The following is a 24007-nucleotide window of genomic DNA, read 5'->3' as shown; positions in this document are numbered from 1 at the left end:
GCGAAAGGGGTGATGAGGAGCGGGGAGGTCAGGCCAGGGACCCGTAGAGGCCGGGGCGGCGGTCCTCGAGGTACGGGTTCGCCTCGCGGGAGGCGGCGAGGAGGGCGGGGTCGAGGTCGGCGAGGACGAGTTCCTCACCAAAGCGGCCGGCGCGGGCGCGGGCGACCCCGTCGGGTCCGGCCAGCGCGGAGAGCCCGAAGAACTCGAACTCGCCTTCCTGGCCGACTCGGTTGGCGTAGGCGACGTACATCTGGTTCTCCCAGGCCCGCACCGGGACCAGGGACTCGGCGACGATCTCGAACGGGTGCATGTTCGCCGTCGGGACCAGCAGCAGGTCGGTGCCGGCCAGGGCGTGGGCGCGGACCAGCTCCGGGAACTCCACGTCGTAGCAGATCATGATCCCGACGGTGAGGCCGTTCAGCTGTGCCTGGACGACCGGCTGGTCGCCCGGGGTGAAGTGGTCCCGCTCGAAGCCGCCGAAGAGGTGGGACTTGCGGTAGTTCGCGAGCCGGGTGCCGTCGGCGGAGATCAGCTGGGCGGAGTTGTGGACCTGGTCGCCGTCGCGCTCCGGGTAGCCGTAGGTGATCGCGAGGCCGTGCCGGTGGGCCAGTTCGGCGACCGCGTCCGCGCTGTCCCCGTCGGCGGGCTCGGCGAGGCGGGCGATGTCGTCGCCGATCGCGTAGCCGGTGAGGAACATCTCCGGGGCGACGAGCAGCGCGGCGCCCGCGGCGGCGGCCCGGCCGGCGGCCTCGTCGAGCACCTTGAGGTTCTCGAAGGTCGAGCCGGGGCGGCCGGAGCTCTGGAGCAGGGCGGTGCGCATGCGGGTCCTCACCGGGTACGGAAGGAGGTCTGGGGGGTCAGTTAGACGGTACGGTCGGCGGGCCCGACCGGACAAGGCGGAGCCGTTGCGCGTGGCCGCGCGGTTCGTTGCGTGGGACGGGGGTGCGGTGGCGATTCGTTGCGCGGGGTCACAGCTCCCGCAGCCGCTCCACGATCACTTTCAGCAACTCGGGGTCGGCGGCGGGACCGGCCGGTTCCAGCCGGCGCGGCTCCTCGATGCGGACCAGTCCGGCCTCGGCGAGATCGGCGAGCAGCACGCGTACGACGGTGAGCGGCAGGTCGGCGTCCGCGGCGAGTTCGACGACGGGGCGGGCCCCGCGGCGCACCAGGGCGAGCAGCGCGACGCGGGCATGGTCGACCGCGGCCTGGGACGCCTCCGCTTCGAGGGCCGTGACCTGGGACATCAGATCGATGGAGTGCTTGCCGGAGGGCTCGGTACGGCCCCGGGTCACGGTGTAGGGGCGGACCAGGGACCCGGTCTCGTCCTCGTACCAGTGCTCGTCGCTCACCGGAGGATCAGGGGGTCGAGCGTGCGGCCGCGTCGAGGTGCCGGCCGAGGCGGCGGACGAGCAGTGCCATCTCGTGGGCCAGCTGGCCGACGTCGGTGCGGACGTCGCTGAGCACGGCGAGCCGGCTGCCGTGCCCGGCCGGAGTGACGAAGAGGTAGGCGTCGTCGAGCATCACCATGGTCTGCCGCACCTCCCCGGCGCCGAACCGGTCCCCCGCGGAGCGGGCCAGGCTGTGGAAGCCGGAGCAGACGGCCGCGAGGTGCTCGATGTCCCGCCGCCGCATCCCCTCGGAGTGGCTGAGCGGCAGCCCGTCGGCGGTGAGCAGCACGGCCTGCCGGACGTGATCGGTCCGCGCGACGAGGTCGTCGAGAAGCCAGCCGAGGTCGCTGCCGGGCCGGGCGGCGGGCCCGGAGCCGGGGGCGGCCGTGGCGCCGGGCGGCTGGGTCTGGTCGTCACTGGTCATCGTCGGCACGGGTCCCTTCCTCGGTGTGGTCCGGCTCCTCGGTGCCGGCCGGCAGTCCTCTGCGTCCCCGGTCCAGGCCGCGCTGGAAGGCTCCGAAGACCGCCCGCATCTCGTCGGCGTCCAGGTCACGCGCCGTGCCGGCGGCCTGCTCCGTGCGCAGCTCGGGGGCGAGGGAGGCCTGGCGGGTGCGGGTGGGCAGGGCCGGGGGCGGCGCTTCGGTGCCGGGAGCGGAGGTACCGGCCCGCCCCGTCCCGGACGGCGACAGCACACCGACCGCCGACGCGGGCCCGGGCCCGTGCGCAGCGCCCGACCCGTCCAACGACGGCCCTCCCCGGTCCCGCGCCGACGGCGGCCGTCCCGCCCGCTCCCCGTCCCGTCGGCCGCCCTCCGGCTCCACCTCGGCCAGCACCGTCCCCGGCAGCAGCACCACCGCCGTCGTCCCGCCGTACGGCGACTCCCGCAGGGACACCCCGATGCCGTGCCGGGCGGCCAGGCGGCCCACGACGTAGAGGCCGAGGCGGTCGTGGCGGGTCGGGTCGAAGGCGTCGGGGTCGGTCAGGGTGCGGCGGGCCCCGTCGAGCTGGTCCGCGTCGAGACCGAGGCCCCGGTCGTCGATCTCCAGGGTGAAGCCGTGGCCGGCCCGGCCGGTGCGCAGGGTCACCTGGGTGTGCGGTGGCGAGAACACCGTCGCGTTCTCGAGCAGCTCGGCGAGCAGGTGCACGACGTCGGCGACGGCGTCCGCGGCCACGCCCACCTCGGGCATCGGCGGCACCACGACCCGCGGGTAGTCCTCGATCTCGCCGACCGCGGAGGACACCACGTCGGCGATCGGCACGGGCCGCCGCCAGCGCCGCCCGGGGGTCGCGCCGGAGAGGATGATCAGGCTCTCCGCGTGCCGGCGCATCCGGGTGGTGAGGTGGTCGATGCGGAACAGCTCGCCCAGGACGGCCGGGTCGTCGGTGCGCCGTTCCAGCGTGTCGACGAGTTTCAGCTGGCGGTGGACGAGCGCCTGGTTGCGGCGGGCGATGTTGAGGAGGACCGCGAACAGGCCCCGCCGCAGCGTGGCCTGCTTGATCGCGGCCTCGACCGCGGCCAGCCGCGCCCGGTTGAACGACCGGCCGACGTCGCCGATCTCGTCCTCCCCGGCCTCCCCCGCGGCCAGCGGCGGCGCCTCGGTGACCGCGTCCACGTCCTCGCCTGCGCTCAATCGCTCCATGAGCGCGGGAAGTTGGCGTGCGGTCAGCAGGTCGGCCGCGTCCCGCAGGAGCTCCAGGCGGCGCGAGATGCGACGCGCCCCGCGCACCGCGAACCACAGCGACAGGCCCACCGCCGCGAGTCCGGCCGCGCCGACGACGGCCGCCTTCGCCAGCTCCCGGTAGGCGAAGGCCCGGCCGCGGGCGGCGGAGTTCTCGGCGGCGTGCGTGCACAGCAGCATGTACTGCTTGACGGCCCGGTCGGTGGTGGACCGCCAGGTGCCCGCGGCGACGGCCGCACCGGCCCGGTCCGCGCCCGCCCGCAGCAGCGCGTCCTCGCCCCGCGTCAACGAGCGGTACAGCGCGCCGCGCTGGAACGTCTCGAACAGTTCCCGTGAGTCCGACGGCAGGTCGGGGACGTACGTCCGCTGGAAGACCCGCCGGTCCTCGATGGTCGCGGTGAGGATGCGGTACTGCCCGTCGGTGAGCCGGCCTGCGGCCCGCGCCCCGGCGACCAGGGCGTCCTCGCGGGAGACGAACTCCCGCACCCGCACCAGTTCGACGACGACCTGGGACTCCCGGGCCAGCTGCCCGGCCTGGAGCGCGGTGAGGGCGGACTCGACGTCGAAGCCGGGCTCCACCAGGGCGCTGTACCCGGCGACGGCACCGTCCCAGGAGATCTTCCGGGACAGCACCTGCCCGCGCAGCTTCTCCAGCCTGCCGGTGGCGGTCACCATCGCGTCGAGCACCTCGCGCTGCCGGTCGCTGAGGCGCCCGCGGTCGCCGTCCCGGATCGCGTCCCGCATGGCGGCCACCGCACGGTCGGTGCGCCGCTGCTGGGCGAGCAGGTCGGCGGCGACCGCCGTGTCCAGGGGCGCCCCCAGGTAGGCCGCCGACAACCGCCGTTCGATCTGGATCTGCCCGACGGCGGTGTCGACGGGGGTGCCGAAGCCGTCGTACACCCCCTGGACCCGGATCAGCGCGCGCAGTTCGCCGGTGACGGACACCATGGCGAAGCTCCACAGGGCCGTCAGTGCCACGACCGGGGCGAGCGCGAGCGCCACGATCCGCGCACGGACGGTGGTGGGTCGGCCGAGGGGCCAGCGCATGGGTTACCTACCGGTGTTACCAGCCAGTAAGGGGGCCCGCACAACTTACGGGACCGTCACCCCGACCGCAATGGTTGCCCCGGGTAACCCCCGGTTACGGCCCGACGGCGAACGTGGTGACGACGGCCGCGTGGTCGGAGGGCCAGTCGTTGCCGGCCACCTCGGGCCAGGGCGCCGGAGTGCCGGTGACCCAGGTCCGGGAGTCGAGCACGCGCAGCCCCCTGTGCAGCACGTAGTCGATCCGGTCCTGCGGTTCGGGCCGCCCGCTGCCGTCCTCGTGGACGGGGTGGATCGGCGACCAGGTGTGGCCGGGCGCGGCGGCCGGGTCCGGGTGCGCCTCACGGTAGGAGTCGCGGAACCCGGCCTCCTCCGTGGCCCTGGTCACCGGCCACTCGACCGCCGGCCAGTCCAGATGGGACGGGCAGTTGAAGTCCCCGACGAGCACCACCGGGACGTCCGTGTCCCCGATCCACCGCAGGGTCTCCCGCACCTGCCCGAGCCGGACCTCCTCGTGGGCGATCAGCCGGTCGGCGCCGAGCCCGTCGAAGTGGAACTCGTAGGGCCCGTACGGCGTGTAGTGCAGGTGCGCGGTCCAGACCTCGACCTCGCGGCCGGGGCGGACGGCGATCCGCACCCCGGCGGCGCCGTAGAAGCCGACGTCCGGGTCGCCGAGGCGGGCGGTGATCGGGTGGCGGCTGATGACGCCGAGGTTCTCGCCTGCCGAGTGGTGATGCCAGCCGAGGGCGTCGGCGAGTTCCCGCGCGCTGGTCCCGGCGATCTCCTGGAGGCCGACGACGTCCGCGCCCGCGTCCATGATCGCCTTGACCTGTTTGGCCCGGTGGTCGTCGACCGGGCTGCCGCCGAGCCACAGGTTCCAGGACATCACCCGCAGTTCCGGTACGGCCATGTCGCTCAGCTCCTTCGGGGTGACCCCGACCAGCGTGTCACGCACGGTCCGGCCGGGCGCGCCGCCGATCGGGGCGAGCGAGGGCACCGCCAGTACGGCACAGCCGGCGGCCTCGGCGGAGGCGACCCCGGTCTCGGTGTCCTCCACGGCCACACAGGCGGCCGGGTCGACGCCGAGAGCACGGCAGGCGGCCAGGTACGGGTCGGGGGCGGGCTTGGTGCGGCCCGTGTCGTCGGCGGTGACGGACGCCGCGAACCGGCCGGGGCCGAGGGCGTCGAGGACGAGGTCGGCGACCGCGCGGGGGGACGCGGTGACCAGGGCGGTGGGGACGCCGGCCGCGGCCAGCGCGTCCAGCAGGTCGAGGGCGCCGGGGCGGGGCACGATGCCGGTGCGGACGCGGTCCGCGAACTCCCGGTGCAGCCCGGCCGCGAGCGCCGCGGCCGGCCGGCCCGTCCCGGCGGCGAGCCAGGCGGCGGTGTGCTCCACCGGCCGGCCGAGCACCTCCGGCTCGTCGGCCTCGGTGAGCGGCCGCCCGGCGACCTGTTCCACCGCCTCCCACCACAGTCGCTCGGTGTCGACGAGCGTGCCGTCCATGTCGAACAGGACGGCCTGGAGCGGGAGTCGTGGGTGGGGGGTCACGTTGTCGTCATTCCTCACGTGGTGGGGGGCAGGACTTCGGGAAGCGTCACTTCTGGACGCGTGGCGCCACGAGCACCGGCCGCTCGGGCAGGGAGACGCGCACGGCGGACCCGGCCCCCAGCTCGGCGGCCTCGTGGGCGGGCAGGTCGGCCTTGGCCTCGGTGCCGTCGGCGAGCCGTACGGTGACCCGGACGACCGCGCCCAGGAAGGCGGTGGCGACGACGGTGGCCGTACCGGCGCCGTCCGCGCGCACCTGGACCGCCTCGGGCCGCACGAGCACGTCGACCTCGCCCGCCTCCGGCGCCTGCCCGTCGACCGGCAGCCGTTGCCCGAGCACCTCGACAACGCCGTCCCCGACGGTCCCCGGGATCCGGCTCATCGTGCCGACGAACTCGGCGACGAAGGCGGTGGCCGGACGGCCGTACAGCTCGGCGGGCTCGGCGCACTGTTCGAGCCGCCCGGCGCGCATCACGGCGACCCGGTCGGCGACGGACAGCGCCTCCTCCTGATCGTGCGTCACGAACAGGGTGGTGATGCCGAGTTCCTGCTGGAGCCGGCGGATCTCCTCGCGGAGGCTGAGCCGGACCTTGGCGTCCAGGGCGGACAGGGGTTCGTCGAGCAGCAGCACGCGGGGCCGCAGGGCGAGGGCGCGGGCCAGCGCGATGCGCTGCTGCTGGCCGCCGGAGAGCTGGTGCGGGAACCGCTCCCCCTTGTCGCCGAGCCCGACGAGCTCCAGCAACTCGGCGGCCCGTGCCCGCCGTTCACTCGTGCGCACCTTGCGCATCCGCAGTCCGAAGGCCACGTTGTCGACGGCGTTCAGGTGCGGGAAGAGGCTGTACGACTGGAAGACCATCCCGGCGTCGCGGCGGTGGGCCGGGACGTGGGTGACGTCCTCGCCGTCCACCAGGACGGCGCCGGAGTCGGGGTGTTCGAAGCCGGCGAGCATGCGCAGCGCGGTGGTCTTGCCGCAGCCGGACGGGCCGAGCAGGGCCAGGAACTCGCCCGGCTGGACGGTCAGGTCGAGTCCGTCGAGGGCGACGGTGGCGCCGAACTCGCGCCGCAGCGACCGGAACTCGACGGTCGCGGCCTTCTCGGCGGCCTTCTCAAGGGTGGCGGTGGTCATGGTGTGTCATCCCCGGGAGGAAGCGGTTCGGTCGCGGCCGCCGGCACCGGCGAGCGCGAGGAGCAGGGCCCAGGTCACCAGGAGGCTGAGCACGGAGACGGCGACGGACATCTGGGCCTGGGAGCCGCCGACGTTGTAGATCCACACGGCGAAGGGCTGGAAGCCCAGCAGCCGGGCGACCGTGAACTCGCCCAGCACCAGGGCCAGGGTGAGGAAGGACGCGTTGAGCAGCGCCCCGCGCAGGTTGGGCAGCACGGCCCGGACGAGGGCCTGCGGCCAGCTGGCACCGCAGCTGCGGGCCGCCTCGACGAGGGTGCGCACGTCGATCGCGCGCAGCCCGGCGTCCAGCGCCCGGTAGACGAAGGGCAGTGCCATCACGACGTAGGCGAGGACCAGGACGACCGGGAAGGTCGGGTTCTGGACGGCGACGAACGTCTCGAACAGCGGGGTCCTGGACAAATAGTCCGGTCCCCACTTCAGCACGGTCACGATGCCGGCGACGAACGCGATCGGCGGCACCACCAGCGGCAGCGAGCAGACGATCTCGACGACCGGACGCAGCCTGGGCGCGCTCAGCCGCAGGGCGACCACGGCGGGCACCATCAGCAGCAGCACGACGGCGATGGTGGCGACGGCCAGTTCCAGCGAGAGGGCCAGGCTGGAGAGGAAGCCGTCGGCGGACAGGATCTGGGAGTAGGCGTCGAAGGTGACGCCCTGGCCGGGCACGTCCACCGTGAAGAGGACGGAGGCGCCCAGCGGGACCAGGAAGTAGAGGGCGGCCAGGCCGAGGACGGCCCAGCGCCAGGGGGTCAGGCGTCGAGCCATCGGGCGCTCCGTCGTTGCAGGGGCAGGTACACGGCCATCACCACGCCGGCCACCAGCACCATGTCCAGGCTCAGGGCGAGGGCCACGTTCTCCTGGCCGACCAGGACGTTGCCGGAGAGGGCGTCGGCGATCTGGAGGGTGACCAGCGGCACCGCGCTGCCGACCATCGCGGCGGCGGTGGCGTAGGCGGCGAAGGCGCTGCCGAAGAGCAGCACGAGCCCGCCGAGCAGCGAGGGCGCGAGCACGGGCAGGGCCACGAACCGCCAGTACTGCACGCCGGTGGCGCCGTTGTTGAGCGCGGCCTCCCGCCACTGGGTGCGCAGTCCGTCGAGGGCCGGGGTGATGGTGAGGACCATCAGCGGGATCAGGAAGTACAGGTAGACCAGGACGAGCCCCCAGAAGCTGTACAGGTTCCAGCCGTGGTCCGCGAGGTGCAGGTGCACGGTGAGCACACCGGCGTTGCCGAGGGTCGCGACGAACGCGAACGCCAGCGGCACGCCGCCGAAGTTGGCGAGCACACCGGAGGCGGTGAGCACGGCCTCGCGCAGCGCCCGGGAGCGCGAGCTGACGACGGCCTGCGCGAGCGGCAGCCCGAGGACGGCGGCGATGACGGCGGAGAGCGCGGACAGCTTGACGCTGCCGGCCAGGGCGGTGAGGTAAGGCCCCTGGAGCGAGTCGCTCAGGTTGCTCGCGGTGTACGAACTCACCCCGCTGGCCGGGTCCTTGACCGTGAAGGCGCCGTTCAGCATGGCGACGGCCGGCAGCCCGAAGGCGACGGCCGTGAAGGCGAGGAGCGGGACGACGGCGAGCCAGCCGGGGGCACGGCGCCGCCGCTTCTGGGAAGCGGCGGACGCCACGTCGGCCCGCGTGAGCGTGGCCGTCATCCGGAGACGGCCTTCGACCAGCCGGTCGAGAGAACGGTCTTGGCCTTGTCCTGCTGGGCCTCGGTCGGGAAGGTGGGCGTGCCGGTGACCGCGGGCAGCTTGGCCGCGGCGGCCTTGTCCAGCGTGCCGGCCTTCTCCATGGCGGACATCAGGACCGGGCGGGCGTAGCCCTTGAGCCACAGGTTCTGGCCCTCGGTGCTGTACAGGTACTCCTGCCACAGGCGGGCGGCCGCCGGGTGCGGGGCGTCCTTGTTGATGGCCTGGGAGTAGTACTGGGCGTACTGGCCGTCGGTCGGGATCGACACCTTCCAGTCGACGCCCTTGGACTTGAACTCGTCGGCGTAACCGGCGTTCAGGTAGTCCCAGTCGATGGAGATGGGCGTCTCGCCCTTCTCCACGGTGGCCGGGGTGGACTCGACCGGCGTGTAGTTGCCGTTCTTCTTCAGCTTGGCGAAGAAGTCGAGGCCGGGCTGGATGTCGTCGAAGGAGCCCTTGTTGGCGAGCGCGGCCGCGTAGACGCCGCCGAACGCCGAACCGGACTTGGTCGGGTTGCCGTTGAGGGCGACCTGGCCCTTGTACTGCGGCTTGAGCAGGTCGGCGAAGGTGGTCGGGCAGGTCTTGACCCGCTTGGCGTCGCAGCCGATGGAGATGTAGCCGCCGTAGTCGTTGTACCAGCGGGCCTGCGGGTCCGCCTGGCCCGTGGGGATGTCGGAGTACGAGGTCACCTTGTACGGCGCGAGCAGCCCCTGCTGGGCGGCGCTGAGCGCGAACGACGAGCCGAGGTCGAGCACGTCCGGCGCCCGGTCCTGGCCCTTGCGCGAGGTCACGGCGTTGATCTCGTCCTGGCTCGAGCCGTCGGGGCTCTCGTCCTCGATCTTGATGCCGTACTTCTTCTGGAAGCCGTCGATGATGGCGCCGTAGTTCGCCCAGTCGCGGGGCACGGCGATGATGTGCAGCGCGCCCTCCTTCTTGGCGGCGGCGATCAGCTTGTCCATGCCGCCGAGGTCGGCGGCGGAGGTGGCGGTGGCGGCGTTCTTGCCGTCGGAGGTGGTGGACGACGCGTTGTCGGGGGCGGCGCCGCAGGCGCTGAGGGCGAGCGCGGCTACGGCGGCGAGGGAGGCGCCGAGGACGGCGGTTCTCGGCAGGGACACGGTCACGGTCTCTCCAGGGAGTACGCACGAGGGTGGGTGGCGCTGTGGGCGGCGCCCGGCGAACTTGTCTGAACAAGTTGGCTCACAGTACGCCCGGCGTGGATGTCGGGACTGTGAACTCCGGAAAAATCCTGGCCCCCAATTCCCTGCACATTCCTGAGCGGTCCCGGGCTGACACGAATCACCGGGGAACGTCGATTAGGCTGGTCACGCTGTGCACAGCGGCCGACTCAGAGGGGAAGCATGACGGCGCGACACGAGGAGATCGCCGACGAGCTGCGGCGCGCCATCGACCGCGAGGAGTACACCGTCGGCAGCCGGCTGCCCTCGGAGACGGAACTCGCCGCGGAGTACGGCGTCTCCCGCGGCACGGTCCGCCAGGCGGTCGCCGCGCTCACCGCCGAGGGGCTGATCGGCTCCCGCCAGGGCGCCCGCCGGGTGGTCCTCGCCAGCCGCCGCAGCCAGAGCTTCGCGGAGCTGCGCAGCTTCGCGCAGTGGGCGAGGGCGATGGGCCGCGCGGCGACGGGACACGTGGTGTCCCAGGAGTACCGGCCGGCCACCCAGGAGGACGCCGTCCGCCTCCAACTGGGCCTCGGTACGCACGTGTTGCATGTGCTGCGGGTACGCGGGCTGGACGGCGAACCGGTGTTGCTGGAGCGCACGGTGTACGCGGACTGGATCTCCACGGCGGTCGAGGCGATAGAGCCGGACTGCCCGTCGGTCACCCAACGCCTCTACGAGGACAAGGGGTTGGTCTTCGCGTACGGCGAGCACGTCATAGACGCGGTGGCGGCGGGAGCGCAGGACGCCGAGCTGCTCGGCATCCGCCGGACGAGCCCGCTGCTGCGGGTGCGGCGCGTGACGACGACGCGGGAGGGCCGGCCGGTGGAGTGGTCCGACGACCGCTACCGGTCGGATGCGGTGAGCTTCAGTGTGCACAACTCCATCGACAACAACGCACTGGCGCGAAAGACCGCGGAGTAGGGGGGGTGCCCGTGGTGTGCCGGGTGCGGGTGGTTCGTGGCTGGTCGCGCAGTTCCCCGCGCCCCTGAAAGCAGCTCGACCGGTCCCACCTGAAGGGGCGCGGGGAACTGCGCGACCAGCCCCCACGGACCCGCACTCGGCACACCACCGGTACCCCCGCCCCCTCCCCCCGCTCTCACCCCGGCGCACCCGACGAGAAGCGGCGCAGCAGCGGGGACAGCACAAGTACCGACTTGGTGCGTTCCACGAACGGCTCCCCCGCGATCCGCTCCAGCACCCGCTCGAAGTGCCGCATGTCGGAGGCGAAGACCTGCACGACCGCGTCGGCCTCACCGGTGACCGTCGACGCGGCCACCACCTCCTGGTAGCGCTCCAGCCCCCGCTGGATGGTCTCCGGGGACGTGTTGCGCCGGCAGTAGATCTCGACGAACCCCTCGGTCTCCCAGCCGAGGGCCGCCGGATCGACCCGTACGGTGAATCCGGTGATCGCTCCGGTGGCGCGCAGCCGGTCCACGCGCCGTTTGACGGCAGGCGCGGACAGGCCGACCAGTTGCCCGATGTCCGCGTAGGAGCGGCGGGCGTCCTCGGCGAGGGCGTGCACGATGCGTTCGTCGAGATCGTTCAGCAAGGGGTCGTTCAGCTCTCAGGTGGTGCAGGACGGGACCGGCGGTAGCCGTGTACGAAGTAGAACACGAGCCCGACGGCGACCCGCCCGGCACCGCGCCTCCGCGCAGCGGCTAGCTCCAGCTGGCGTGCAGCGGCTTGCCCTCCGCGTACCCGGCCGCGCTCTGGATCCCGACGATGGCCTTCTCGGCGAACTCCTCCAGTGAACCGGCGCCGGCGTAGGTGCAGGACGACCGCACGCCCGCGATGATCGAGTCGATCAGGTCCTCCACGCCCGGCCGGGCCGGGTCGAGGAACATCCGGGACGTGGAGATGCCCTCCTCGAAGAGCGCCTTGCGGGCCCGGTCGTAGGCCGACTCCTCCGACGTGCGGTTGCGCACCGCCCGCGCGGAGGCCATGCCGAACGACTCCTTGTACAGCCGCCCGTCGGCGTCCTGCTGCAGGTCGCCCGGCGACTCGTAGGTGCCCGCGAACCAGGAGCCGACCATCACGTTGGACGCCCCGGCGGCCAGCGCCATGGCGACGTCACGGGGGTGCCGGACACCGCCGTCGGCCCAGACGTGCTTGCCGTACTTCCTCGCCTCGGCGGCGCACTCCAGGACCGCGGAGAACTGCGGCCGGCCGACGCCGGTCATCATGCGGGTGGTGCACATGGCGCCGGGGCCCACGCCGACCTTGATGATGTCCGCGCCCGCGTCGACGAGGTCCTTGACCCCCTGCGCGGAGACGATGTTGCCGGCCGCGATCGGGACCTGCGGGTCGAGGCCGCGCACCAGCCTGATCGCGTTGATCATCGACTCCTGGTGGCCGTGCGCGGTGTCGATGACGAGCGTGTCGACACCCGCGTCGAGCAGTTGCTTGGCCTTGTCCGCGAAGTCCCCGTTGATGCCCACGGCGGCGGCGATGCGCAGCCGGCCGTGCGCGTCGGTCGCCGGGGTGTACAGGGTGGCGCGCAGGGCGCCCTTGCGGGTGAGGATGCCGGCGAGCTTGCCCTCCCGGTCGACCGCCGGGGCGTAGCGGCGGTTGGCGCCGTCCAGCTTGTTGAACGCCTCGCGGGGGTCGATGTCCGCGTCGAGGAGCAGCAGATCGCGGGACATGACCTCGGCGAGCTGGGTGAACCGGTCGACGCCGGTGAGGTCCCGGTCCGTGACGACGCCGACGGGGCGGCCGTCCTCGTCGACGACGACACCGGCGTTGTGCGCCCGCTTCGGCAGCAGGGCCAGCGCGTCGGCGACGGTCTGGTGCGGGGCCAGCACGATCGGGGTGTCGAGGACCAGGTGGCGGCTCTTGACCCAGGTGATGACATCGGTGACCACGTCGATCGGGATGTCCTGCGGGATCACGACGAGTCCGCCCCGCCTGGCCACGGTCTCAGCCATCCGGCGGCCCGCGATCGCGGTCATGTTGGCGACGACCAGCGGGATGGTGGTGCCCGTGCCGTCCGGGGAGCCGAGGTCCACGCCCTGACGCGAGCCGACCGCGGAGCGGCTCGGCACCATGAAGACGTCGTCGTACGTCAGGTCGTACGCGGGCTGGATGTCATTGAGGAAACGCACGTGCCGCACATCCCAGTCGATCAGAGGTGACCCCCGGACCGGCCGGCCAGAGGGAAAAGCACGTACTTCATTCTCCCATGCCGACCGGCACGTCATGCCCGGGACGAACGTCCAGCCAGGTCAGAGCCCGTTCGGAGGAACCTACAGCGGGCTTCGGTGGGTCATCGCAGGGCCAGGGCGATTGTCAGCGCGGGTTCGTCGGCGGACGCGTCGGCGAACACCTGCCGGGCGGTCTCCCACTCGTCGGGTCTGCTCCGCGCGTACCCCTGCCAGCCGGTGACGACGATCAGGAGCCCGCGGCCGACGGCCTCCGGCGGCCACACCGAGGGGTCCCGGAGGCTGTCGGTGAGGGCGTCCCAGTTGCGCCCGAACCACTCGGGCAGGCCGAGGGCGGAGGCGGTCCGGTCCATGAGGCCGGCCTTGTCGGTGACCCCGGCGAGGTCGAGGGTGACCGGATGCGGGCTCGTCGTCATGTCAGTGCCGTCCGAGTGGGGTCGCGGGGGCGGTCTGTTCGGCCAGCCAGGTCGCCGCCGAACGGGTCCAGGTCGAGGCCTCTCCGGCGCCGTGGGCGAGGCCCAGGCTGTGCGGGCCGTGCGGGTAGACGTGCACGGTGTGGGGCACGTCGTGGGCGGCCAGGGCCATGGCCAGGCGGTAGGTGTGCTCGGGCCACACGTACGGGTCCTCGGCCGTGTGCCAGAGGAAGAACGGGGGCGCCGACGGGGTCACCAGCGCGTCGAGCGAGGTGGCCCGGCGCAGCTCCGGCGCCGCGTCCTCGCCCAGCAGGACGTCCTGGGAGGGCCGGTAGGTCTCGGTCTCCATGGAGGTGATCGCGTAGCCGAGCACGGCGAACTGCACCGCCGTCCGCGCGTCGCCGTCCGCGGCCAGGGCGGCCAGACCCGCGAGGTGCCCGCCCGCCGAGAACCCCACGAGCCCGATCCGGTCGGCCCCGGCGGCGCGCAGCCGCCGGATCTCGGCACGCAGCGCCTCCAGGGGGGCCGGATGCCGTACCCCGAGGGGATACCGGAAGACGCTCGCCTCGATGCCCAGCCCCAGCCCGGTGAGCCACTCGGCCACCGGCTCCGCCTCGTGCTCGGCGTACTGCACGTAGCCGCCGCCCGGCAGCACGATCACATGCGCGGACACCGTTCTCACCGTCCCTCCTCGCCGGCTCCGGGGAGCGCGGGCAGGTCGTCGAGGAAGTCGTCGGACGGCACGAAGAAGAGCGTGCCGGTGACCGCGGTGGAGAAGTCGAGGATCCGGTCGTGGGTGGCGTCCCCGGTGCCGAGGAACATGTTGCGCAGCATCCGCTCGATGACGTCCGGCGTCCGGGCGTACCCGATGAAGTAGGTGCCGAACTCGCCGCCGCCGGGGCTGCCGAAGGGCATGTTGTCGCGCAGGATCTTCTGCTCCTCGCCGTCGGGTCCGGTGACCGTGGTCAGGCCCTTGTGGGAGGCCGGCTCGTCCAGTTCGATGTTGGCGGCCTTGGTACGCCCGATGATCCGCTCCTGCGTCTCGACGGGCAGCGCGTTCCAGGCGTCGAGGTCGTGGAGGTACTTCTGTACGACCACGTAGCTGCCGCCGGCATGGCCGGGGTCCTCCGCCCCGATGAGGACGGCCCTGCGGGCGGCGGCGCCGACCGGGTTCTCGGTGCCGTCGACGAAGCCCAGCAGGTCGCGCGCGTCCAGGTACTTGAAGCCCGGCACCTCGTCCTCGACGGCCACCGCGTCGCGCAGCCGGTGCATGATCTCGGCGGCGAGCCCGAAGCACAGGTCGAACCGGGTGGCCCGGATGTGGAAGAGCAGGTCGCCGGGGGTGGCGACCGCGGTGTGCCGCGGGCCTGCCAGAGGCCGGAAGGGGTGCAGACCCGCCGGGCGGGCGTGGTCGAGGAGCCGGTCCCAGGCCTCGGAGCCGATCCCCGCCACACAGCTCAGCGCGGCCTCCGGCGCGCCGAACCCGAAGCTGCGCTGCAGCGCGCGGAGATCGCCCAGCACCTCGCGCGCCGTGCCCTCGCCGCCGGGGCGGACGGTGAGCACCAGGAAGATCGCGGCGGTGGTCAGCGGACCGAGCACCGGCTGCGGTTCGGCTTCCGGCACGGACTGGGGTTCAGTGGTCAACGCGTCCTCCCGATGCGATCGGCACACGGCCTGTCGTACACATACTCGGGGTTGACGGCGTTCAGTCGGCGAAGACGCTCCAAGCGACGGCGACCGTACCCTCGCCGTGCGGCTCACAGGGCGCGCAGGAAGTCCCCGAGGTGCCGGGCGACCAGGTCCGGGGCCTCCAGCGGGGACAGGTGGCCCACGCCGTCCAGTTCGACGAGGGTCGCGGTGGGGACGAGGGGCAGCAGGTGCTCGCGCAGCACCTGCGGCGGGTCGACCCGGTCCGCGCCGCCGGCGAGCACCAGCACGGGTACGTCGATCCTCCCGACGCTCGCGGAGAAGTCCTCGACCAGCCCCTGCCGCGGCCAGGCCGAGCGGGCCGCCTCCGGCGCGCGGGAGCTGTCCTCCAGGACCTGGCGGCGCAGGGCGTCCGTGAGGGGCCTGCCGGTCAGCACCTGGTCGATGCTCCGGCCGATGGTCCCGGCGTCGTCGTAGGCGTGCGAGAGAGCCTCCTGGAACTCGGACGTCACCCCGACCGGGGCAGGCGGCGCGGGCGCGACGAGCACGAGGCCCCTGAGCCCCGCCGGGCGCCGGGAGCCGAGCACCTGGGCGGCCTTCCCGCCCATGGAGTGGCCGACGACCACGAACTCGTCGAGGCCGAGCTGCTCCACGACCCGCTGGGCGTCGTCGGCGAGCCGTTCGATGCCGTACGGCCCGGGTGTGGCGGTCGAGGCGCCCCAGCCGCGGTGGTCGTACGCGACGAACGCCTGGCCGGGGCCGAGGAGTTCGAGAACCGGCCGCCAGGTGCGGTGCGAGCCGCCCCAGTAGTGGAGGAGGACGAGGGCCGGTCCCTCGCCCTCGCGGACGTGGCCGTAGACCTGCCCGTCCTGGACATCGAAGTACCGGCCGACCGGGGTGTGTGCGTTCATGCCCCCGATCGTCGTCGGGCTCCTCCTGATCGGAAACGGGCTCGACCGCCACCGTACGCAACTTTCGGGACAGCCCCGCCCAGCCGGGGCGGCTTGGCAGGCCGCTTTGTTGCGGTCGTAATATTCGAGCCATGGCGGAACCTCATCCCTCTCATCGTGTCGCGGTCCTCGCGCTGCCCGGTGTGCTCCCCATCGACCTGGGCATCCCCACACAGATCTTCAACCCGCGCCCGAGCACCCCGTACCGGCTGACGGTCTGCGGCGCGGCCCGCGGCAGCGTCACCACCAGTACCGGGTTCACGATCGGCGCCACGGCCGGACTGTCCGCGCTGGCCCGCGCGGACACGGTCATCGTGCCGGGATACGACGGCTACCTGCGGCCACCGGCCCCCGAGGTCACCGCGGCCCTGGGGCGCGCCTTCCGCCGCGGCGCCCGGATCGCCTCCATCTGCACCGGCGCCTTCGCCCTGGCGGCGGCCGGTCTCCTCGACGGCCGTACGGTGACCACGCACTGGGCCAGCGCCGACGACCTGGAACGCCTGCACCCGCGGCTGCGCGTCGACCGCAACGTCCTCTACATCGACGACGGCCCCCTCCTCACCTCCGCCGGGGTGACCGCCGGCATCGACCTGTGCCTCTACCTGGTCCGCAAGGACCTCGGCGCGGCCGTCGCCAACGAGATCGCCCGGGAACTGGTCGCCGCACCGCACCGGGACGGCGGCCAGGCCCAGTTCATCGACCGGTCGCTGCCCTCCCCCACCGCCCACACCCTCGCCGGTACCCGCGACTGGGCGCTGCGCCGGCTCGACGAGGCGCTCCCGCTCGACGAGCTCGCCCGGCACGCCCGGGTCTCCGTGCGCACCCTCGTCCGCATGTGGCGGCAGGAGACCGGTGTCTCCCCGCACCAGTGGCTGCTCACCGCCCGCGTCAACCACGCCCGCGAGCTCCTGGAAGTCACCACCCTGAGCGTCGAGCAGATCGCCGCCCGCAGCGGCCTGGGCAGCGGCACCAACTTCCGGGCGCGCTTCCGGGAGGCCGTCGGCACCACGCCCACCGCATACCGCCGGGCGTTCCGCGAACCCCCCGCCGCGGCCTGACCGCGGCGCCAAAGATTTTCCGGGGAATCCTTCGCCCGGCGGAATAGACAGACCTGTCCATGGGGTTGACCAGTCACGGTAGACAGACCGGTCTACTCACTAAGCAGCTCCGAACCGACGCTCCTCGGCCCCGTCCCCGCGAAGGATCTCCGATGAACCACCTCGCACCGCACGAGCGCACCGAGCGCACCGAGCGCGCCATGGCAGCGCGCAGGCCGATACCGCCGCGCGCGGCGTTCTACGTCCTCGCCTCCGTCGTCGTCTCCTTCCTGGCCGCCTCCAGCGCGCCCACCCCGCTCTACGCGACCTACCAGGCCGAGTGGGGATTCAGCCCGATCACCACCACGGTGGTCTTCGGTGTCTACGCGATCGCCGTCCTCTCCGGCCTGCTCGTCCTCGGCAAGCTGTCCGACCACGTCGGCCGCCGCCCGGTCCTGATCACCGCGATCGCCGCCCAGGCCGTCGCCATGCTGCTCTTCTCCACGGCCGGCGGGGTCGGCGAACTGCTCGTCGCCCGCGTCGTGCAGGGCCTGTCCACCGGCGCCGCGCTCGGCGCCGTCGGGGCCGCGATGATGGACATCAACCGCTCCCGCGGCACCATGGCGAACGCCTTCGCCCCGGGCCTCGGCACCGCGACCGGCTCGCTGGTCAGCGGCTTCGTCGTGCAGTACCTGCCCGCGCCCACCCACACGATCTACCTCGGCCTGCTGGCCGCGTTCGCCGCCCAGGCCGTCGCCATCGCCCTGATCGACGAGACCGTCACCAAGCAGCCGGGCGCCCTGGCCAGCCTGGTGCCCGAGATCAGGCTCCCGCGCACGGTCCGTGGCGCGGTCCTCGCGGCAGCGCCCGTCGTCTTCGCCGTCTGGGCCCTCGCCGGCTTCTACGGCTCGCTCGGGCCGTCCCTGGTGCGCACCCTGGTCGGCTCCACCTCCGCGGTCTGGGGCGGCCTCGGCCTCTTCGTCCTCGCGTTCGTCGCGGCCGTCTCGGTCCTCGCGCTGGGCAAGGCGCAGTCCACGACCGTGATGTACACCGGCATCGGCGCGCTCGTCGCCGGGGTCGCCCTGACCCTGCTCGCCGTCGACCAGAGCGCTCCCGCGCTGTTCTTCGTCGGCACGGCCGTCGCCGGCCTCGGCTTCGGCAGCGGCTTCCAGGGCGCCATCCGCACCGTGCTGCCGCTGGCGAAGTCCCACGAGAGCTCGGGCGTGCTGTCCCTGCTCTTCGTCGTCGCCTACCTCGGCATGGGCGTCCCGTCGGTCGCCGCCGGCACGCTGGTCGTGCACGGAGGCGGACTGGTCCCGACCTCCGAGGAGTACGGCGCGGTGGTCATCGGCCTGGCGCTGCTGGCCCTGGCCGCCCTGCTGGTGCGCGGCAGGCCGCAGATCGCGCCCGGCGTGAAGGTGGCGTCCGGCGGCGCGCAGACGGTGCCGGTCCGGGCGGAGCAGCCCGAGCGCGTCACGCGGGCACGATGACTGCGTAGACCGGTCTGGCCAGCCATAGACTCGGAATCCGGAAGTGTCGGGAAGGTGAGTGGCATGACGAGGACGTCGGCCGATGCCAAGGCCCCCACCGCCCGGGAGCGGCTGCTCTCGGCGGCGAACGAGCTGTTCTACGCAGAGGGCGTGCAGTCGGTCGGGATCGACCGGATCATCGAGCGCGCCGGGGTCGCCAAGGCCTCGCTGTACAACACCTTCGGCGGCAAGGACCAGCTCATCCGCGCCTACCTCGACTTCCGGCACGCCAGGCTGGCCGAGCGGCTGCTGCGGGCCGTCGACGGCGCCGGCAGCCCGCGGGAGCGGCTGCTGGCCGTCTTCGACGCGCAGACCGAGCTGTTCGCCGAGCAGGACTATCGCGGGTGCGCGTTCATGGCGGCCAGTGCCGAGGCCAAGCACGGCAGCACCATCGAGGAGGCTTCCGACGTCTCCCGCGCCTGGGTCCGGGACCTGTTCACCGACCTCGCCCGGGACGCCGGCGCCCCGGATCCGGAGGCACTCGCCCGCCGCCTGCGCCTGCTCTACGACGGCGGTGTGGTGGCCGCACGGATGGACCGCGACCCGTCGGTGGGTGCGGTCGCCCGGGAGGCGGCCGCCGTCCTGATCGACGCGGCGCTGCCCGCCGAGACCTGAGGGACCCCCGTCTGGAAGGCCCCGTCCCGAAGGCCCCGTCCGGAAGCTCCCGTCCGGAGGGGCTCGTCTCCGGGCCGGAAGGTCCCGTTTCAGGGCCTGCTCGTCCGCCGCGGCAGCGTTGTCACACCGGCTGCCGCGGCACTGCCGTGCCCCCTGCCCCGGTCAGGGACCGTCCGGGTCCGCGCGGTTCAGGGCGGGCTTGGGAGTGGTGCCCGCCGTCATCAGGTAGTCGGCGGCCGAGGTGTCGGTGACGAGGCTGGTGACCAGCCCCGACCGCAGCACCGCGTCGATCGCGGACGCCTTGCGCTGCCCGCCCGCGATCGCGACGACCTCCGGGATCCGGCGCAACTGGTCGGCCTTGACCGTGATGCAGCGTTCCCCCAGGTCGCGTCCGACCCGGCGGCCCTCGGCGTCGAAGAGGTGCGCGGCCATCTCGGCGGCGACGCCGAGCGTGGCGTAGTGCGCGCGCTCCTCGTCGCTGAGCATGTCGTGCACCGTGGAGATGCCCGGCTCCCAGGAACCGATGGAGACGCAGGCGACGGTGACCTTGTCGAAGTACTCGAAGGCCCGGGCGATCCCGGTCTGGTTGCGCAGCGCCGCCGCGGTGGCCGCGTCCGGCAGCAGCATCGGGGCGTAGATGGGGTGCGCGTCGCCGCCCGAGACCTGGGCTGCGCGCCGGACGGCCTCGACCGAGCCGCGCTCGGAGGTCCCGGCGTCGTACACGCCGGTCAACTGCACCACCGTGCAGGGGGGCAGCCGGTCCAGCGCGGCCGCCATGTGGATGGTGGACCGGCCCCAGGCAAGGCCGAGCACGTCCCCCTCGCTGACCAGTTCGCCGAGCAGGTCCGCGGCGACCTCTCCGAGGTTCTCGGGGTCGGGGGTCTCCTCCGCCTCGGCCGGGGACTCGACCACGACGGCATGCCGCAGGCCGTACCGGGCACGGAGCGCGTCCGAGCGCTCGGCGTCCAGTTCGGCCGGTACGCGGATCTCGATGCGTACGAGATCCCTTTCGAGGGCAGTCTCCAGTACCCGGGCCACTTTGAAGCGGCTGACGCCGAACTCCTCCGCGATCTGGATCTTGGACTTGCCTTCGAGGTAGAAGCGGCGGGCCATGGCCGCCGCCTGCACCAGCTCTGCGGGTCCCATCCGCATGGCTGACCGGCCCGCCGACATACCCGACACGGCCATCTCCTCACTGCTGTTCACACTCTGGATACGCCGTTCATCCTTGCAGATCCGGCGCACTTGATCAGCCCTGATCGGAGCCGTTCACGTTCCCGTACCTCAGTGGTCGCACGCCCAGGACGCCTGGGCGGTGGCAGCCGCCGCTTGAGTGCGCAGTGCACGTACCGCCTCTGCCGGGTCGTTTGCCCCGTACACCGCGGAACCTGCCACAAAAACGTCGGCTCCTGCGTCCGCACACCGTTCGATCGTCGACGCGGAAACTCCACCGTCGACCTGGAGCCACAGCTCCAGTCCGTGCTTGCTGATCAACTCCCGGGTGCGGCGGATCTTCGGCAGCATGATGTCGAGGAACGCCTGGCCGCCGAAGCCCGGCTCCACCGTCATGATCAGCAGCATGTCCAGCTCGGGGAGCAGGTCCTCGTACGGCTCGATGGGCGTGGCGGGCTTGAGCGCCATGGACGCGCGGGCGCCCTTCGCCCGGATCTCCCGCGCGAGCCGCACCGGGGCGGCCGCCGCCTCCACGTGGAAGGTGACCGAGGAGGCCCCCGCTTCGACGTACTGCGGCGCCCATCGATCAGGGGCCTCGATCATCAGGTGGCAGTCCAGCGGGGTGTCCGTTGCACGGGCCAGGGACTCTACGACCGGCACACCGAGCGTGAGGTTCGGGACGAAGTGGTTGTCCATGACGTCGACGTGGAGCCAGTCGGCGCCTTCGACCGCCTTCGCCTCGTCCGCGAGGCGGGCGAAGTCGGCGGACAGGATGCTGGGGTTGATCTGCACGGCCATGCCCCAAGCGTGCCATGCCCTGACGGGGTGGGCCGAGTGGGGTTCGGGGGTGGTTTCGGCGGTGGGCCCGGTGCGCGTGGACGGGGGCCGATCGCGCAGTTCCTCCCCTCCTCCCCCAGCCTTCGGCCGGCGGTACCCCCAGCGCCCCTTCCGGGGGCGCTGTTCAGCCGCTGCCTTCAGCTACTCAGCTGCGGGCAGGCCTGCCGCAGGGCGGCACGGGTGGGCGCAGCGCACCCTGCCAGCGCCGGTGAGCGCAACCCCCCTCAGCCGGTCCGGCGGATCAACGCCAGGTACATCGCATCGGTGCCGTGCAGGTGCGGCCACAGCTGCACGTCCGGCCCCTCGCCCAGGTCCGGCACTCCCGGCAGCAGCGGACGCGCGTCCACGAGTTCGGTGTCCGGGCGCTGCTTCAGCACGTCCTGGACCACGGCCCGCGTCTCCGCCAGGTGCGGGGAGCACGTGGCGTACCCGACCACCCCGCCCACCCGCACCGAGTCGATCGCGGTCCGCAGCAGCGCACGCTGCAGCGGACCGAAGGTGTCGAGGTCCTCGGGGCGACGCCGCCACCGTGCCTCCGGGCGGCGCCGCAGCGCGCCGAGACCGGTGCAGGGGACGTCCATCAGGACCCGGTCGAAGGTGCCGACGCGCCACGGCGGCCGGGTGCCGTCGGCTGCGATGACCTGGTACGGCCCCGGGTTGCCGTGCAGCGCCTTCTCGACCAGCCCGGCCCGGTGCGGCTGCTTCTCGGAGGCGAGCAGCACGGCCCCACGCTCGGCGGCGAGCGCGGCGAGCAGCGCGGCCTTGCCGCCGGGTCCGGCGCAGCCGTCGAGCCACTTCGCGTCCGGGCCCTCGACCGGCACGCCGGCGAGCGCGAGAGCGACCAGCTGGCTGCCCTCGTCCTGCACACCGGCCCGGCCCTCCTGCACGGCGGTGATGGCACCGGGCTCCCCGCCCTCGGTGAGCCGCACGGCGTACGGCGACCAGCGCCCCGGCATCGCGGCCTCCTCACCGAGGAGTTCCTCGGTGGTCGCCCGCCCGGGCCGGGCGACCAGCGTCACCTCGGGCCGTTCGTTGTCGGCGGCCAGCAGGTCCTCGATCCCCGCGCGGCCGCCCCCCAGCGAGTCCCAGAGGGCGGAGACGACCCACCGCGGGTGCGAGTGCACCACGGCCAGATGATCCTCGGGGTCCTGGTCGTAGGGCGGCGCGACCTTCGCGATCCAGCCGTCCAGGTCGTCCTGGGCGACCTTGCGGAGCACGGCGTTGACGAACTTGGCCCGTCCGTCGCCCAGCACCACGCGGGCCAGCTCGACGGAGGCGGAGACGGCGGCGTGGCTGGGGATCCGCGTCCCGAGCAGCTGGTGCACACCGAGGCTGAGCACGTCGAGGACCGGCGGGTCCACCTCACGCAGCGGCCGGTCGACGCACTCGGCGATGATCGCGTCGTACGTCCCCTGGCGGCGCAGCGTCCCGTACACCAGCTCGGTCGCGAGCGCGGCGTCCCGCCCGTCGAACTTCTCGGGTCCCTCCTTCTCCCGGGCCTTGCGCAGCAGCGGCGGCAGCACGAGGTTGGCGTACGCGTCCCGCTCGTCCACGGCGCGCAGCGCCTCGAAGGCGAGGATGCGGACGGGGTCCTTCTGGGGACGGCGGTAGGGCTTGGCGGGCCTGCGCGGCCGCCGGGACTGCTCGCTCACGAAAAAGGTGCTCCGGGTACGGGAAAGAGGCGACTCCCAGCGTACGCCGCGTACGCCGGAAAGCCGCCGGTGGGAAAGGGGGCTCAGGCGCCGAGGGTCTCCCCTGCACCGATGCGCACGCCACGCGCCCAGTCGGCGGCCCGCATCGGCTTCTTGCCCTGGGCCTGTACCCAGAGCAGTTCCACGGCGTACGACCCCGTCCCCACGTGCACGCTGTTCTTCCCGACGGCGATCTCGGCGGGGCCGAGGTCGGTGCGCTCGGGCACCGGCGTGACCTGGATGAGCTTGAGCCGCTCGCCGCGGAAGACGGTCCAGGCGCCGGGGGCCGGGGTGCAGCCCCGCACCACGCGGTCGACCCGCAGCGCCGGAGCCGACCACTCCACCTTCGCGTCCTCGACGGTGATCTTCGGCGCGAGGGTGATGCCCTCCCCCGGCTGCGGTACGGCCTTGAGCGTGCCGTCCTCGATACCGTCCATGGTCGCGGCGAGCAGCCCGGCCCCGGCGAAGGCGAGCCTGGTCAGCAGGTCACCGCTGGTGTCGGTGGGCCGGATCTCCTCGGTGACCGTCCCGTAGACGGGCCCGGAGTCCAGCCCCTCCTCGATGAGGAAGGTGGAGGCGCCCGTGATCTCGTCGCCCGCCATGATGGAGTGCTGCACGGGAGCCGCCCCACGCCAGGCGGGGAGCAGCGAGAAGTGCAGGTTCACCCACCCGTGGACGGGCACGTCGAGCGCGACGCGGGGCAGCAGCGCGCCGTAGGCCACCACCGGGCAGCAGTCCGGCCCGATCTCCCTCAGCCGCTCCAGAAACTCCGGCTCACGCGGCTTGAGCGGCCGCAGCACCTCGATCCCCGCCTCCATCGCCCGCTCGGCCACGGGCGAAGCGACCAGCCTGCGCCCCCGCCCGGCCGGCGCATCGGGCCGCGTGACCACGGCGGCCACCTCGTGCCGTCCGGAGGAGATGAGAGCGTCCAGAGCGGGAACGGCGACTTCGGGGGTACCGGCGAAGACAAGCTTCATGGGCGACTGCGACCCTCTCGAACGGCATCAACACGGGCAACAAGCAAGTCTATGCCGCACCGATCAACCACCGCCCCCAGCCCACAGCCCACCAACACCACAAACGGCCCCGGGCAACACCCGACAAAGCCCCAACCCGCCAACAGCGAGCACCCCCACAAGTCGCCCAACCCCTCCACTGAACCGTTCCGGGTTCGGTAGGGACTCGATCGTTTGAGAGGATCGAGTTATGGCACGTCCTTCCCAGTACCCGCTTGAGCTGCGCCGTCGTGCG

The 24007-nt window shown here is 72.9% G+C and carries 23 protein-coding genes; 4 read left to right on the top strand and 19 right to left on the bottom strand.

Annotated features, from left to right (window positions below):
* Positions 1-28 precede the first annotated feature (28 nt).
* The 9 genes from ACZ63F_RS39355 to ACZ63F_RS39315 form a co-directional block, all read right to left on the bottom strand.
* The gene (locus tag ACZ63F_RS39355) at positions 29-820 is read right to left on the bottom strand and encodes a carbon-nitrogen hydrolase family protein (RefSeq protein ID WP_469718526.1); all 792 of its coding nucleotides are present in this window, start codon (positions 818-820) and stop codon (positions 29-31) included.
* A gap of 148 nt (positions 821-968) precedes the next feature.
* Positions 969-1349: a DUF742 domain-containing protein gene (locus tag ACZ63F_RS39350; RefSeq protein ID WP_469718525.1), complete on the bottom strand. Its 381-nt coding sequence runs from the start codon at positions 1347-1349 to the stop codon at positions 969-971.
* Between the two features lie 7 nt (positions 1350-1356).
* Positions 1357-1812, bottom strand: coding sequence for a roadblock/LC7 domain-containing protein (locus tag ACZ63F_RS39345; protein WP_469718619.1), 456 nt, complete (start codon positions 1810-1812; stop codon positions 1357-1359).
* Complete coding sequence (locus ACZ63F_RS39340; RefSeq protein WP_469718523.1) at positions 1802-4114, bottom strand: sensor histidine kinase; 2313 nt, start codon at positions 4112-4114, stop codon at positions 1802-1804. Before ACZ63F_RS39340 ends, ACZ63F_RS39345 begins: the two co-directional genes overlap by 11 nt.
* A 94-nt stretch (positions 4115-4208) precedes the next feature.
* Positions 4209-5660 (bottom strand): HAD-IA family hydrolase, encoded by a 1452-nt coding sequence (locus ACZ63F_RS39335; protein WP_469718522.1) that lies wholly within the window; start codon positions 5658-5660, stop codon positions 4209-4211.
* Positions 5661-5706: 46 nt separating this feature from the next.
* On the bottom strand, positions 5707-6783 hold the full coding sequence (locus ACZ63F_RS39330; protein ID WP_469718521.1) for an ABC transporter ATP-binding protein: 1077 nt from the start codon (positions 6781-6783) through the stop codon (positions 5707-5709).
* Positions 6784-6789: 6 nt separating this feature from the next.
* Positions 6790-7608 (bottom strand): ABC transporter permease, encoded by an 819-nt coding sequence (locus ACZ63F_RS39325; RefSeq protein WP_469718519.1) that lies wholly within the window; start codon positions 7606-7608, stop codon positions 6790-6792.
* Positions 7593-8492, bottom strand: a complete 900-nt coding sequence (locus tag ACZ63F_RS39320) for an ABC transporter permease (RefSeq protein WP_469718517.1) — start codon at positions 8490-8492, stop codon at positions 7593-7595. Before ACZ63F_RS39320 ends, ACZ63F_RS39325 begins: the two co-directional genes overlap by 16 nt.
* Entirely contained in the window at positions 8489-9649 is a 1161-nt protein-coding gene (locus tag ACZ63F_RS39315) for an ABC transporter substrate-binding protein (RefSeq protein WP_469718516.1), read from the bottom strand. Before ACZ63F_RS39315 ends, ACZ63F_RS39320 begins: the two co-directional genes overlap by 4 nt.
* A gap of 237 nt (positions 9650-9886) precedes the next feature.
* Here ACZ63F_RS39315 and ACZ63F_RS39310 point away from each other — a divergent pair, with 237 nt between their 5' ends.
* Positions 9887-10627 (top strand): GntR family transcriptional regulator, encoded by a 741-nt coding sequence (locus ACZ63F_RS39310; protein ID WP_469718514.1) that lies wholly within the window; start codon positions 9887-9889, stop codon positions 10625-10627.
* 175 nt (positions 10628-10802) lie between these two features.
* On the opposite strand, the gene ACZ63F_RS39305 is transcribed toward ACZ63F_RS39310, so the two are convergent.
* The 6 genes from ACZ63F_RS39305 to ACZ63F_RS39280 form a co-directional block, all read right to left on the bottom strand.
* Positions 10803-11255 carry an Lrp/AsnC family transcriptional regulator gene (locus ACZ63F_RS39305; RefSeq protein ID WP_046726552.1) on the bottom strand — a complete coding sequence of 151 codons (453 nt, stop codon included), beginning with the start codon at positions 11253-11255 and terminating at the stop codon, positions 10803-10805.
* A gap of 109 nt (positions 11256-11364) precedes the next feature.
* Positions 11365-12807, bottom strand: a complete 1443-nt coding sequence (locus ACZ63F_RS39300) for a GuaB1 family IMP dehydrogenase-related protein (RefSeq protein ID WP_469718513.1) — start codon at positions 12805-12807, stop codon at positions 11365-11367.
* A gap of 161 nt (positions 12808-12968) precedes the next feature.
* The gene (locus ACZ63F_RS39295; RefSeq protein WP_469718512.1) at positions 12969-13280 is read right to left on the bottom strand and encodes a barstar family protein; all 312 of its coding nucleotides are present in this window, start codon (positions 13278-13280) and stop codon (positions 12969-12971) included.
* A gap of 1 nt (position 13281) precedes the next feature.
* On the bottom strand, positions 13282-13959 hold the full coding sequence (locus ACZ63F_RS39290; protein ID WP_469718510.1) for an alpha/beta hydrolase: 678 nt from the start codon (positions 13957-13959) through the stop codon (positions 13282-13284).
* The gene (locus ACZ63F_RS39285) at positions 13956-14921 is read right to left on the bottom strand and encodes a Dyp-type peroxidase (protein WP_469718509.1); all 966 of its coding nucleotides are present in this window, start codon (positions 14919-14921) and stop codon (positions 13956-13958) included. Before ACZ63F_RS39285 ends, ACZ63F_RS39290 begins: the two co-directional genes overlap by 4 nt.
* Positions 14922-15034: 113 nt before the next feature.
* Complete coding sequence (locus ACZ63F_RS39280) at positions 15035-15835, bottom strand: alpha/beta fold hydrolase (protein WP_469718508.1); 801 nt, start codon at positions 15833-15835, stop codon at positions 15035-15037.
* A 131-nt stretch (positions 15836-15966) separates the two neighbouring features.
* Here ACZ63F_RS39280 and ACZ63F_RS39275 point away from each other — a divergent pair, with 131 nt between their 5' ends.
* The 3 genes from ACZ63F_RS39275 (at position 15967) to ACZ63F_RS39265 (ending at position 19055) form a co-directional block, all read left to right on the top strand.
* On the top strand, positions 15967-16932 hold the full coding sequence (locus ACZ63F_RS39275) for a GlxA family transcriptional regulator (RefSeq protein WP_469718506.1): 966 nt from the start codon (positions 15967-15969) through the stop codon (positions 16930-16932).
* A gap of 152 nt (positions 16933-17084) precedes the next feature.
* Complete coding sequence (locus tag ACZ63F_RS39270; protein WP_469718504.1) at positions 17085-18401, top strand: MFS transporter; 1317 nt, start codon at positions 17085-17087, stop codon at positions 18399-18401.
* 63 nt (positions 18402-18464) lie between these two features.
* Complete coding sequence (locus ACZ63F_RS39265; protein ID WP_469718503.1) at positions 18465-19055, top strand: TetR/AcrR family transcriptional regulator; 591 nt, start codon at positions 18465-18467, stop codon at positions 19053-19055.
* A 162-nt stretch (positions 19056-19217) separates the two neighbouring features.
* Here the strand turns inward: ACZ63F_RS39265 and ACZ63F_RS39260 are convergent, their stop codons facing one another.
* The 4 genes from ACZ63F_RS39260 to fmt all read right to left on the bottom strand — a co-directional run bounded on the left by ACZ63F_RS39260 (position 19218) and on the right by fmt (position 23733).
* Positions 19218-20261: a sugar-binding transcriptional regulator gene (locus tag ACZ63F_RS39260; RefSeq protein WP_351960485.1), complete on the bottom strand. Its 1044-nt coding sequence runs from the start codon at positions 20259-20261 to the stop codon at positions 19218-19220.
* Positions 20262-20339: 78 nt separating this feature from the next.
* Positions 20340-21026, bottom strand: coding sequence for a ribulose-phosphate 3-epimerase (gene rpe / locus ACZ63F_RS39255; RefSeq protein ID WP_352364554.1), 687 nt, complete (start codon positions 21024-21026; stop codon positions 20340-20342).
* A 263-nt stretch (positions 21027-21289) separates the two neighbouring features.
* Positions 21290-22717, bottom strand: coding sequence for an RsmB/NOP family class I SAM-dependent RNA methyltransferase (locus ACZ63F_RS39250; protein ID WP_469718502.1), 1428 nt, complete (start codon positions 22715-22717; stop codon positions 21290-21292).
* Positions 22718-22800: 83 nt separating this feature from the next.
* Positions 22801-23733 (bottom strand): methionyl-tRNA formyltransferase, encoded by a 933-nt coding sequence (gene fmt, locus ACZ63F_RS39245; RefSeq protein WP_388715845.1) that lies wholly within the window; start codon positions 23731-23733, stop codon positions 22801-22803.
* Between the last annotated feature and the right edge of the window lie 274 nt (positions 23734-24007).

Source organism: Streptomyces sp. NPDC104761 (assembly GCF_055583445.1).
Note: the sequence above shows the minus strand (reverse complement) of the source record. Positions and strands in the feature narration are given on the sequence as shown.